The sequence below is a fragment of the Pyruvatibacter sp. HU-CL02332 genome (genome assembly GCF_040362765.1).
Classification (GTDB): domain Bacteria; phylum Pseudomonadota; class Alphaproteobacteria; order CGMCC-115125; family CGMCC-115125; genus Pyruvatibacter.
Map to the genome: position 1 here is coordinate 66704 of NZ_BAABWK010000001.1, position 12178 is coordinate 78881.

General features: G+C 57.3%; 10 protein-coding genes. 3 read left to right on the forward strand and 7 right to left on the reverse strand.

Annotated features, from left to right (window positions below; translation table 11 throughout):
- The first annotated feature begins 141 nt into the window (after nt 1-141).
- The gene (locus tag ABXH05_RS00315; RefSeq protein WP_353559270.1) at nt 142-2298 is read left to right on the forward strand and encodes a methyl-accepting chemotaxis protein; all 2157 of its coding nucleotides are present in this window, start codon (nt 142-144) and stop codon (nt 2296-2298) included.
- Nucleotides 2299-2495: 197 nt separating this feature from the next.
- Nucleotides 2496-4652, forward strand: coding sequence for a methyl-accepting chemotaxis protein (locus ABXH05_RS00320; protein ID WP_353559271.1), 2157 nt, complete (start codon nt 2496-2498; stop codon nt 4650-4652).
- A gap of 74 nt (nt 4653-4726) precedes the next feature.
- Here the strand turns inward: ABXH05_RS00320 and thrS are convergent, their stop codons facing one another.
- From thrS to ABXH05_RS00355, 7 genes are all read right to left on the reverse strand, one after another.
- The gene (gene thrS / locus ABXH05_RS00325) at nt 4727-6670 is read right to left on the reverse strand and encodes a threonine--tRNA ligase (protein WP_353559272.1); all 1944 of its coding nucleotides are present in this window, start codon (nt 6668-6670) and stop codon (nt 4727-4729) included.
- A 95-nt stretch (nt 6671-6765) separates the two neighbouring features.
- Nucleotides 6766-7071, reverse strand: coding sequence for a membrane protein insertion efficiency factor YidD (gene yidD, locus ABXH05_RS00330; RefSeq protein WP_353559273.1), 306 nt, complete (start codon nt 7069-7071; stop codon nt 6766-6768).
- A gap of 91 nt (nt 7072-7162) precedes the next feature.
- Entirely contained in the window at nt 7163-7873 is a 711-nt protein-coding gene (locus ABXH05_RS00335) for a copper resistance protein B (protein WP_353559274.1), read from the reverse strand.
- Nucleotides 7873-9603, reverse strand: a complete 1731-nt coding sequence (locus tag ABXH05_RS00340; protein ID WP_353559275.1) for a copper resistance system multicopper oxidase — start codon at nt 9601-9603, stop codon at nt 7873-7875. The genes ABXH05_RS00335 and ABXH05_RS00340 overlap by 1 nt, the downstream gene beginning before the upstream one ends.
- A gap of 6 nt (nt 9604-9609) precedes the next feature.
- Nucleotides 9610-10206 (reverse strand): cupredoxin domain-containing protein, encoded by a 597-nt coding sequence (locus ABXH05_RS00345; RefSeq protein WP_353559276.1) that lies wholly within the window; start codon nt 10204-10206, stop codon nt 9610-9612.
- A gap of 104 nt (nt 10207-10310) precedes the next feature.
- Nucleotides 10311-10649, reverse strand: coding sequence for a hypothetical protein (locus ABXH05_RS00350; protein WP_353559277.1), 339 nt, complete (start codon nt 10647-10649; stop codon nt 10311-10313).
- A gap of 33 nt (nt 10650-10682) precedes the next feature.
- The gene (locus tag ABXH05_RS00355; protein WP_353559278.1) at nt 10683-11144 is read right to left on the reverse strand and encodes an iron-sulfur cluster assembly scaffold protein; all 462 of its coding nucleotides are present in this window, start codon (nt 11142-11144) and stop codon (nt 10683-10685) included.
- A gap of 332 nt (nt 11145-11476) precedes the next feature.
- Here ABXH05_RS00355 and folE point away from each other — a divergent pair, with 332 nt between their 5' ends.
- Nucleotides 11477-12109, forward strand: coding sequence for a GTP cyclohydrolase I FolE (gene folE / locus ABXH05_RS00360; RefSeq protein WP_461495940.1), 633 nt, complete (start codon nt 11477-11479; stop codon nt 12107-12109).
- The last annotated feature ends 69 nt before the right edge of the window (nt 12110-12178 follow it).

Below are 12178 nucleotides of genomic sequence, written 5' to 3' on the forward strand. Positions count from 1 at the left end.
CAAGTTCTGACGCTAGCGTCGCTGCAACTTTTCTGCAACCAAGCCGAGTTTACGCAACTTTAAAGTGTGACCTCTAATTATGCACTCGGGGACTAGCCGGGATGCGTCAACGAATGCGCCCGGTCTGTTAGGGGCTGCAGAATGCACATCAAATCTTTGTCTTCCATGAAACTGTCGCGCAAACTGCCGGCGGTCATAATCGGACTTGCGGCAACGGCCGCGCTTGTAACCAGTGTTCTAGGCTTTTTCGGCGCTCGGTCGGCGCTGGACCATGCCATTGAAAAAGAACTCATGGTCATCTCGACTGATCGGGCACATGCCGTTGAGACCTACCTCAAGAGCATCGATGAAGAGATCAAATTCCTTGCCAGCAATGACATGATCGCAGATGCGGTCATTTCCTTCACGGACGGCTGGAAAGCATTGCAAAGCCAGCAGACATCAACGCTGCAGAAGCATTACATCACAGAAAATCCCAATCCCATCGGATCCAAGGAAGTTCTTGATCAGGCGCGGGATGGCTCGCTGTATTCGGATTATCACGGCTACTATCACCCGTGGTTCCGCGACCTCCAGCAAAGCCGCGAATATTATGATGTCTTCCTGTTCGATACGGATGGCAACCTGATCTATTCCGTCTTCAAGGAACTCGACTACGCCACCAACCTTGCCTCCGGTGAGTGGGCAGACAGCGGCCTTGGCAGGGTTTTCCGCGCTGCCTCCAAGGCAGCCGTCGGGGAAACAGTATTTGACGACTTTGCGCCTTACGGGCCTTCCGCTGATGCACCCGCCAGCTTTATCGCAACACCTGTCTTCGACCGCAACAACACCCGTATCGGCGTGATCGCCTACCAGATGCCGGCTGGCGTCATCAACCGGATCATGGCCGAAGTCGAAGGGTTGGGAGAAACCGGGCAGAGCTACATTGTCGGCAGCGATCTTCTGATGCGATCGAATTCCCGCTTTCAGGAAGAAAGCACGATGCTGACCGTCAAAGTGGATAGTCCTGCCGTGCATCATGCACTGGAAGGTGGCCATGGCGTCGACATTGAGCCAAGCCTCGAAGGCCAGGAAGCATTTGCTGCTTATTCACTGGTGGATGTGTTTGGCATCAAATGGGCCGTGATTGCCGAGATTGAAATCGCTGAGGCAGAGAAGGAAGTAACCACCCTCCTCTACGTCTTCATGGTCGTCGGCCTCATCGTTATTCTCTGCGCCGGCGTTCTGGGCACCTTGATGTCCAGACATGTCTCCAAACCTGTTACCGCGATGACGGGCGCCATGAGGCGTCTTGCTGACAAAGACTGGTCCGTCGAGATTCCCTACACCGATCGCCAGGACGAAATCGGCGAGATGGCAAGTGCCGTCCTGGTGTTCAAGGACAACGGCCAGGAAGCGGAACGGCTGCAGGCGAACGAAGCTGAACGCGAGGCGCGGGCCGCTGAAGAAAAACGCCAGGCCATGAACCAGCTGGCAGATTCCTTTGAAACCTCTGTGGGAGAAATCGTGGAAGCGGTTTCAGCCACCGCAATGGACCTCAAGGAAACCGCACAGGGTGTTGCCGCCATTGCCGAAGAAACCACTGCCCAGTCTGCAACTGTTGCGGCTGCAGCAGAGGAGTCTTCCGTCAATGTGCAAACCGTGTCCTCAGCCACAGAGGAAATGTCCGCATCAATCTCTGAAATGCAGCAGCAAGTCATGCGCTCACGCGACGTGTCCGAACATGCAGCAGAGAGTGTGGAACAGGCAGTAGGACAGGTGACCGGTCTTTCCGATGCCGCCAATCAGATTGGGGATGTACTGGGTCTTATCCAGGACATTGCAGAACAGACCAATCTCCTGGCTCTCAACGCCACCATTGAAGCAGCCCGCGCCGGAGACGCCGGCAAGGGCTTCGCCGTGGTTGCCAGCGAAGTGAAGTCTCTGGCCACCCAGACCCAGAAAGCAACGGAGCAAATCCGGCAGCAGATTGAGGGTGTTCAGACGGAAAGCCAGACTGCGGTTGCTGCCATTGGTGGCATTCGGGAAGTAATCAGTCAGGTGACTGAAATCTCCCAGTCCATTGCGGTTGCCATTGAAGAACAGACGGCCGCAACCGGTGAAATTGCCCGCAACGCGCAACAGGCAGCCAGCGGCACACATGAGGTCTCTTCCAGTGTGCAGGGTGTCAGCGAAGCGTCACAGCAGGCATCAGCGGCATCGACTGAACTTCTGGCATCATCCAACAGCCTTGCAGAACAGGGCGATACCCTGCGTGAGCGGATGGGCACCTTCATTGAGAAGGTCAGAGCCGCATAGTCCGAATACGGACGATACAGCCAAATACCAAGGAACTACTGAAAGGCGTCCGGGCAACCGGGCGCCTTTCTACTTTTGCGCGTACCACAAGATTATACACGCATTGCGGGTTCACCCAAATTTAGGCTGCAACCCATAGCGTCTTATCCCGAAACATAACCCGCCACGTCAATTTCAGTGACCCTCGGAGCAGCTTGATGCGCGCACCCCGCCTTTCTGAACTCACACTCTCCCAAAAACTTCCCGCCGTCATGATCGGCCTGACCGTAGCTGCGGTGACGATCACGACATCACTGGCTTTCTTCGGAGCCAAGGATGCCCTGGATACACAAGTCAGCAACAAGCTGACGAATGTCGCTGCGGACCGCGCTCTCGAGGTTGAAGAATACGTGGATGCACTCGGGCAGGAACTCGCAATCCTGGCTGCCAGTACAACCGTCATTGAAGCAATTGGCGCATTCGACGACGCATGGTTGTCCCTTGGCAGCAACGCGGCTCAGAAGCTCCAGCGCGACTACATTACGGACAATCCCTACCCCGCGGACAAGCGACATGAGCTGCTGACAAAGGAAGACGGGTCCTTCTACTCCCACACCCACAGCTACTACCACCCATGGTTCCGCGACCTGCAGCAGCGTCGTGGCTATGACGATGTCTATCTCTTCACGACATCAGGTGATCTCGCCTACACCGTCTTCAAGGACGCGGACTTCGCAACCGACTTTGCAAATGGCGAATGGGCACAGTCCGGCCTGGGGCGGGTGTTCAACGCAGCGATCAAAGCTGACGCGGGAACCATCATCTTTGAGGACTTTTCTGCCTACGGCCCCTCTTCCGGCCAGCCGGCCAGTTTCATCGGGATGCCGGTATTTGACCGCATCGGCAATCGCGCAGGCGTCATCGCCTATCAGATCCCAGCAAGCGTCATCAATGGTCTGATGGCCAAGAGCAATGGATTGGGTGAGACCGCCGAAAGCTTCCTGGTTGGACCAGATAAGCTCATGCGCTCGGACTCACGCTTCAGCGCCACACCGACCACCCTAAGTCGCAACGTAACATCCAATGCGGCGTCATTGGGCTTGTCGGGCAATGCTGGTGTCATCTCCTCAGTAAACCTGATGGGCGAAGACGCCTATGCCGCCTATGACCATATTTCACTGTTCGGCAAGGACTGGGCGGTGGTCGTGGAAATCAGCAAGGCGGAAGCTGAAGCCGAGATCTCGGCTCTTCTCATTCAGTTTCTGGTCGTGGCCACCCTGGTTCTCGTCGGCGCAGCAGCGGTTGGCTTCTTTGTTGCCCGCGGCATCACCAAGCCTCTTACCGCGATGACATCTGCAATGGACGGCCTCTCCAACAAGGATTGGTCCATCAACATCCCAAGTCTTGACCGCAAGGATGAGATCGGCGCCATGGCGCAGGCAGTTCAGATTTTCAAAACAGCGGGCCAGGACGCCGATCGCCTTCAGGCTGAAGAAGCCGAACGTGAGGCGCGTATGGCGAAAGAAAAACAGCAGGCAATGAACCAGATCGCGGACGATTTTGAATTGTCCGTAGGTGAAGTTGTTGAGGCCGTTGCCTCAACAGCGCGCGACCTGAAGGACACGGCTCAGGGCGTCTCCTCCATTGCAGAGGAAACAACTGCGCAGTCTGCCAATGTTGCAGCTGCGGCCGAAGAATCTTCGGTCAACGTACAAACCGTGTCCTCTGCGACTGAGGAAATGTCGGCATCAATTTCAGAAATGCAGCAGCAGGTTCTCCGGTCGCGCGATGTGTCCGAGCAGGCCGCCGAAAACGTTGAGCAGGCTGCTGGTCAGGTAACCGGGCTGTCAGATGCTGCCAACCAGATTGGGGACGTGCTGGAGCTTATTCAGGACATCGCAGAACAGACAAACCTGCTCGCCCTCAATGCCACCATCGAAGCAGCACGTGCCGGCGATGCGGGCAAAGGCTTTGCGGTGGTCGCCAGCGAAGTAAAGTCACTGGCAACCCAGACCCAGAAAGCAACCGAGCAGATCCGTCAGCAGATTGAAGGCGTGCAGTCTGAAAGCAAAACGGCTGTGGCAGCCATCAGCAGCATCCGGGATGTGATTGCCCAGGTGACGGAGATCAGCCAGTCCATTGCGCTCGCAATTGAGGAACAGGCAGCAGCAACCAATGAAATCGCTGGCAATGCTCAGCAGGCGGCCAATGGGACGCAGGAAGTGTCTTCCAGTGTGCTTGGTGTCAGCGAAGCATCCCAGCAGGCTTCAGCAGCATCGACCCAGCTGCTGTCATCATCAAACACACTGGCCGAACAAGGCGACACACTGCGCGAGCGCATGAACGCCTTCGTCAACCAGATCCGGGCAGCATAGACCTAGTACAAGTTCCAAAGAAAAAGGGCGGCACCTTCTGGGTGCCGCCCTTTTGCATTGTTACGAGCCTGCCGCTATTCAGCGGCAGCCGCTGTAGCCACCTTGGCGTGCGGCGGCAGCGCTTCCTCGGCAAGCAGCCTTGCGGCTTCTTCCAGCGGCAGAATGGTCTGCGCCTTGGAACCAAGTCGGCGGATCGCGACGGTGCGTTCCTCTTCTTCGCGCTGACCAACCACCAGCAAGGCCGGAACCTTTGCCAGAGAGTGCTCACGCACCTTGTAGTTTATCTTCTCATTGCGGAAATCAGAGTCCACGTTGAGGCCGTGGCGCTTGAGCACCTCGACAACTTCGCGGCCATATCCATCCGCATCAGACGTGATGGTGGCCACCACGCATTGCAGCGGCGCCAGCCACAGCGGGAAACGTCCTGCATGGTGCTCAATCAGGATGCCGAGGAACCGTTCGAGTGACCCGAACAGCGCCCGGTGGATCATGACCGGCACATGCTTGTCGCCGTCCTCACCGATGTAGAATGAGCCAAGACGACCCGGCAGATTGAAGTCCAGTTGCACGGTGCCGCATTGCCAGTCACGCCCAATGGCATCGCGCAGAACGAACTCGATCTTGGGGCCATAGAAAGCACCCTCGCCTTCGTTCAGTTCATACTCGAGACCTGTCGCCTCAATGGCGGTCCTGAGAGACGCTTCCGCCTTGTCCCAGACTTCATCTGAACCGACGCGCTTTTCAGGCCGGTCAGAGAATTTGAGCCGCACGTCCTCAAAGCCGAAATCGCGGTAGATCGACAAAATGAGATTGGTGACCGTCACGCATTCATCCGTGATCTGCTCATCCGTGCAGAAGATGTGCGCATCATCCTGTGTGAAGTGACGCACACGCATCATGCCGTGCAACGCGCCGGACGGCTCATACCGATGGCACTTGCCGAACTCTGCAAACTTGAGCGGCAACTCGCGATAGCTGCGCAGCCCATGCTTGAAGACCTGCACATGACCCGGGCAGTTCATCGGCTTGAGACAGAACGTACGGTCATCCGGTGTCACGGATGTGTACATGTTCTCGCCAAACTTCTCCCAGTGACCGGACTTTTCCCACAGGGATTTGTCCATCACGTCAGGCGTGTTGATTTCCTGATACCCGGCCTTTGTCTGCTGATCACGCATGTAGTCGATCAGCGTCTGGAACATCCGCCAGCCATGGGGGTGCCAGAAGATGGACCCCGGTCCCTCTTCCTGGAAATGAAACAGGTTCATTTCGCGACCCAGCTTACGGTGATCGCGCTTTTCTGCTTCTTCCAGCATCGTCAGATGACGCTTGAGGTCTTTCTCGTTTGCCCAGGCTGTGCCGTAAATGCGCTGAAGCTGCGCATTGTTGCTGTCGCCACGCCAATAGGCGCCGGCAAGCTTGGTCAGCTTGAAGGCTTTGCCCACGCGACCCGTGGACGGCAGATGCGGCCCGCGGCAAAGGTCCTTCCAGTCGCCCTGACGATAGACCGTAATCTCGTCGCTCTCAGGCAGGTCTGAAATGATCTCGGCCTTGTAGGCCTCACCAATGGACTTGAAGTGCTCAATCGCCTCATTGCGATCCCACACTTCGCGCGTGATGGCTTCGTCACGGTCGACGATCTCGGCCATGCGTTTTTCGATCTTCTCAAAATCATCCGTCGAGAAAGGTTCCTCGCGGGCAAAGTCATAGAAGAAGCCGTTTTCGATGTTCGGCCCGATGGTGACCTGGGTGCCTGGAAACAGTTCCTGCACTGCCTCGGCCAATACGTGCGCCGTATCATGGCGGATGACCTCGACACCTTCAGGTTCATCGCGCGTCACAAGCCGCACGGTGGCGTCCTTTTCAATCGGGCGCGTCAGATCCCAAAGCTCGCCGTCCACATCAATCAGGACGACTTTCTTGGCCAGTGATTTTGAAATGTCTTCCGCAAGCGCCAGTCCTGTGACGGCGTCTGGGAATTCACGAATAGATTTATCGGGGAGCGTCAGCTTGACCATCCCTCTCCTCCTCATTCTCTGCACACAATGCAGGTAAGCCCGAGAGCGTTAGTGGTGTGGGACAAATGGAGTCCCTATGAATGCGGACCCGTTTTCTACTCGGGATACTTTTCCCGAATATGGGCACCGGTCCAGCGCCCGTACTTCCAGGGAGTAAGGGCACTTACATGCTCCAACTCCTCAGGAACCGGATCGAACCCCTGTGTGCCCCACGGATGGCACCTCAGAATGCGCGATACGGCTAACCAGCCGCCTTTCCAGACACCGTGATGCGTAATCGCCTCCTGTGCATAGTCAGAACAGGTCGGCAGATGGCGGCAACGCGGCCCCAAGAAGGGCGACACGGCGTTCCTATAAACCCAGATGAGGCCTAAGGCCAAATACTTAAACGGATTAGGCATCGCCGTTACTCATAGTGTCCACGCTAGGCGGACAGGATTAATCATGTGTTAACCCCATCCGCCGATCGGAGCAATCACCCCGCGCGCAGCCCTAATATGCGAAACGGACACCCGCAACAAAGGATGTTGCGTCCGTATCTTCCCCGTGTGCACGGGCAAAGTCGGCCGTCTCACCCAGTTTCGCCTCGTAGTTGACGCCCACATAAGGCGACAGCCCGCCCGTGACCACGTAGTGGAACCGCAAACCCGCCTCGACCTTAGAAAAACCCGCACCAATCTCACGTGCCTGATTCTCGCTGGCGCTGATGTCCAGCTCCACCAAAGGCTGCGCAAACACACGCCGGGTCAGGAAGACTTCGGTCTCAGCTTCCATCCGGAACGCCACATCTCCATCGTCAGACAGATAGGCATTGCCCTCAAACTCGATCCACTGCTCAAGCAGCCCGGTGAGGCCCAATGCCAGATGCGTGGTCTCGGGATCCGGTGCCAGATCGTGACGGATACCGGCCTGGACATCGAAGAAGTCCGAGATCGGTTTGCGGTAGAGCAGATGCACCTCGGAGCCTTCGAACTGGCCACCGCCGGTGCTGCGTTCAGCTTCGATCCCGAGCACCACCTTGTGGTCGTCATTGCCGATCACGAGATCACCTTCAACAAACCCCACATCGTCCCCGTCCTGAACGCGGTATTCAAGACGCTCTATGGAGACGTGAGTGAGGATCATATTGTCCATCTCTGCCGCAGCTGCCGGCAAAATGAACGTCGCGAGCACACAGCCCGCTGCCAATACAGGCCACCGCATCAGTGATGTGCTCCTGAGACAGCATCCGCATTGGCCATGCCCCAGAGCTTTTCAAGTTCCGGGTCAATCATCGCGGTGTCTTCAGGGCCACCCTCCACAATGACCTTGCGGAACATGCCCGCGGCCATGTGGTACATGAGGTGGCAATGAAACGCCCACTGCCCCGGCGCATCAACCTCGACATCCGCCGAGATGGTGACATTGGGCGGCACCGTCAGCACATGCTTGAGCGGGTTCCACTTGCCCGCTCCCACATCAACGATTTTCCACATGCCATGCAGGTGCATGGGATGCGCCATCATGGTCTCATTGATGAAGGTGAAGCGTACGCGCTCTCCATACTGAAGCCGAAGAGGTTCTGCCTCTGACAGCTTCTTGCCATTGATGGACCACATATAGCGCTCCATGTTGCCCGTGAGCCGCAGCCTGATCTCGCGATCATAGGGCCGCTCATCGTAGAGCGGTTCCTGCGCCCGCAGATCTGCGAGCGACAGAAACTTGCCGCCATTGGCTGCATCCGGTTCAAGCCCCGAGCCGGGCGCATAAAACGGGTCATCATCCTCCCCGGACATCATGGCACCCATGTCATGGCCCATGGCCGCATGATCCATTTTGGAGTGATCCATGCTGCCCATGCCGTGACCCATGGCCGCATGGTCCATCTTTGAGTGGTCCATGCCCTCCATCGATCCATGATCCATGTCGGCCATGGTCAGACGAGGCGGGTCGCGAAGGTCCGGGACCTCGCCGGACATGCCCTCGCGCGGGGCAAGCGTGCCGCGGGCAAACCCGTCGCGCGCCATGGTTTCCGCAAAGATGGTGAAAGCCTTGTCCTCGCGCGGACGCACGATGACATCATAGGTTTCAGCAACAGCAATGCGGAATTCATCCACCGGCACAGGGCGCACATTATTGGCGTCCGCCTGCACCACGGTCATCTTGAGGCCGGGAATGCGCACATCAAAAAACGTCATCGCCGACGCATTGATGAACCGCAGACGGATACGCTCACCCGGCGCGAACAGGCCGGTCCAGTTCTGGTCAGCGTTCTGCCCGTTCATCAGATAGGTGTAACCCTGCACGTCGGAGATATCAGACGGCATCATCCGCATCTCGCCCCAGTCCAGCCGGTCCGAAATCGTCGCATCAAGCCCGTCCTGTTCAGCGTCGCGGAAGAACTCGCCAACGGTGCGCTGAATACCGTTGTAGTAATCCGGTGACCGCTTGAGATTGCGGAACACCTGCATCGGGCTGTCTTCGTGCCAGTCAGACAGAACCACCACATGGTCCCGGTCATAGCGGAACGGTTCGCGGCCTTCAGGTTCAATGATGATTGGGCCATACATGCCCGCCCCTTCCTGCAATCCGGAATGGGAGTGGTACCAATAGGTCCCTGCCTTGGGCGCCTTGAAGCGATAGGTGAATGTTTCACCCGGCTTGATGCCGGGAAAACTCATGCCCGGCACACCGTCCTGATCAAACGGCAGCACGAAGCCATGCCAGTGGATCGAGGTATCCACCTTGAGTGTGTTGGTGACATTGATGGTGAGATCTTCGCCTTCCTTGAACCGAAGCAGCGGTGCCGGCACCTGGCCGTTGATGGCAAAGCCGTCAACGGACTGGCCGGACACATCAAGCGAGATTGGCCCCACTTCCAGATCATAGGTACCAGCAACAGCCGGGGTAATCCCCAGAAGCAGGCATAAGGTTGTCAGGATACGGAGTTTCATGACCACTTACTCCACGTCGACCGTGCCAACCATGCCAGCCGCATAATGGCCCGGCACGTTGCACGCAAACTCGATGTCACCGCCGGACGTGAATGTCCAGACAATGTCACCGCTCTTGCCCGGCTCAAGCAACACGCTGTTGGGATGATCGTGGCTCATGACATGACCATCATCACCCATGGGCATGTTCATCATCTCATGATTGATGTGATCGCCCATGAGCACGCCATGCTGCTGCATCATCATCATCTCGCCTTGATGGGCCTCGTGATAGGAGGGCGTGCCCAGGTTGAACTCATGAACCAACGTGCCGCGATTGGAGATTTTGAATTGAATGGTCTCACCTGCTGACACCGATAGCGTTTCCGGTTCGAAATAGTTGTCACCCATGACGATCTCGATGACCCGGTCAGCATCCGCCAACTTGCCCGGTTTGCCGAAAGACATGGGGCCGGCCATCGCCGCCTCACCGCCATGCATCGAGCCATGCCCGGCGCCATGATGATGGTCCCCTGAACCGGCAGCATGTGCGCTCCCGATAGAGACTATGGCAAATGCTGCGATAAGCGAGGGAAGCTGATGAAAACGAGTTTTGATAGACATGAAAGGCTCCGCATATGAGCGCGAGGCGTCCCGGTCGGGCACGCTGGCGCAGATGAATTGTCTGAAAGGCTTAAGCTGAAGCTGCCGTCGAAAACGGCAGCGACTTAGCCCAGACGGGGCGGAGGTGGGTCGAGTGCGTAGATCCTGCCGACACTCACCGGGGCATAGGCAGCCTCGAACGATGCGTGGACCCAAGGCTGCGCAACGCGCAACGGACCCAACGCGGTTTTGATACCGACCATGCAGGATGCTGCCAGGGGACAGAGGCGAAGTTTGGCGGCGTCCTTGTCCGGGTCTTCGGGCATGTCGTGGCCTGTATGATCCATCGCCATCATGTCACAGCCAAAAGCGTGCGCGCCCGCCATCTCAGCAGATGCAAGAGCAGGCGCAGCGGCAGTGACCAGAATCAGGACGGCCAGACATTTGGCGATAAGGAAACGCATGGCAGAAAGATGCACCTTCCAGCGGGGGGAAGGTCAAGCAGCACTTTGGGCTTCAATCTGCCCAATCGCATCCAGTGTCGCCTCAAAGGTGAGCAGGATCGACTGATGGCGGTTGCGGAACTCACGGGCCGGCTGCAGAACTTCAAGGTCTGCCCACTTGCCCGTCGGCGGAGCCCCCTCTTCCTTCAGCATGGCCCGCATGGCGTCCCGTGCTACTTCAACCTCGTCGCGGGTTGAGCCCACAATATGCGCGGCCAGAACGGATGAGGACGCCTGCCCCAGAGCGCAGGCCTGAACCTCATGGGAAAAGTCAGTGACCGTGCCGCCTGCCATCTTGAGATACACGGTCACTTTGGATCCGCACATCTTGCTGATGGCGGTCGCTGACGCATCCGCATCCTCCAGGACGCCGATGCGGGGGATATCCGCAGCGAGCTCCAGAATGCGGCGGTTATAGACCTCGTTCAGGCCATTTTCGGTGACTGTTTGGCTCATGGCGTTGAATTTGTGCTCAAATTGGCAGAATTCCAAGCCCTCTTGTCATCCAACCTGCTGCAACACACGTATGTGTTAACGGTTTCAGACAAGATTTCATCGCGGCTGATATCGCAAATGTGCAATACTGTATGCGCAGTTTAAGCAATGTAGCACGGGCTTGTCCGTGCCATATATCCACTACCGGCGCGCGTGCCGAATACCAAAAGACTTTGCTGCCAACAGGCTTCGCGCACCGTTTTCACCAATGAAGCGCCTCGCCGCGCCTCATGCCCGGATGTTTTTCGTTACCGGGACGGGGGGCCGCGCGTGCGCAAGGAAGGACCAGACCGATGGACGCCATGGTTGATAAAATGGATGCCACCGACATGACTGAAACAACCGACACCCGCCCAAGCCGCTCCGAAGCCGAAGCGGCAGTGCGTACCCTTATTTCATGGGCCGGTGACAATCCGGACCGCGAAGGCCTGATCGACACCCCATCACGGGTTGTGCGCGCCTACGAGGAATTCTTCGAAGGCTATGACGAAGACCCTTCTGAAGTGCTGGGCCGCACATTTGAAGAAGTTGAGGGCTACAACGACATCGTGATGCTTCGCGATATCTCGCTGGAAAGCCACTGTGAGCACCACATGGTGCCGATCCTCGGCAAGGCGCACATCGCCTACATGCCGATCAATTCGGTTGTGGGCATCTCCAAGCTTGCCCGCGTGATCGAGATCTACGCCAAGCGCCTGCAGACGCAGGAAACCATGACAGCTCAGATCGCAGAGACCATTGTCAGCGCTTTGAAGCCTGCCGGTGTTGCTGTGATGATCGAAGCCAAGCACCAGTGCATGACCACCCGCGGCATCAAAAAGCCTGATGTAGCCACGATTACGACCCAGTTCACGGGCGTCTTCAAGGACGACCCGCGCATGGAAGAGCGTTTCTTCCGCCTTGTGCGCGGCGACCGTAGCTACTAGAACCTGTCGCTTCAGACATGATTTCTGCGGCCCTGCATATTATGTATGCAGGGCCGTTGTTGTTTGCAG

Coding starts and splice junctions, on each gene's coding strand:
- ABXH05_RS00320 (WP_353559271.1), top strand. CDS start 2,496: ATGCGCGCACCCCGCCTTTCTGAACTCACACTCTCCCAAAAACTTCCC.
- ABXH05_RS00345 (WP_353559276.1), bottom strand. CDS start 10,206: ATGTCTATCAAAACTCGTTTTCATCAGCTTCCCTCGCTTATCGCAGCA.
- ABXH05_RS00335 (WP_353559274.1), bottom strand. CDS start 7,873: ATGCGGTGGCCTGTATTGGCAGCGGGCTGTGTGCTCGCGACGTTCATT.
- thrS (WP_353559272.1), bottom strand. CDS start 6,670: ATGGTCAAGCTGACGCTCCCCGATAAATCTATTCGTGAATTCCCAGAC.
- yidD (WP_353559273.1), bottom strand. CDS start 7,071: ATGCCTAATCCGTTTAAGTATTTGGCCTTAGGCCTCATCTGGGTTTAT.
- ABXH05_RS00350 (WP_353559277.1), bottom strand. CDS start 10,649: ATGCGTTTCCTTATCGCCAAATGTCTGGCCGTCCTGATTCTGGTCACT.
- ABXH05_RS00340 (WP_353559275.1), bottom strand. CDS start 9,603: ATGAAACTCCGTATCCTGACAACCTTATGCCTGCTTCTGGGGATTACC.
- ABXH05_RS00315 (WP_353559270.1), top strand. CDS start 142: ATGCACATCAAATCTTTGTCTTCCATGAAACTGTCGCGCAAACTGCCG.
- ABXH05_RS00355 (WP_353559278.1), bottom strand. CDS start 11,144: ATGAGCCAAACAGTCACCGAAAATGGCCTGAACGAGGTCTATAACCGC.
- folE (WP_461495940.1), top strand. CDS start 11,477: ATGGACGCCATGGTTGATAAAATGGATGCCACCGACATGACTGAAACA.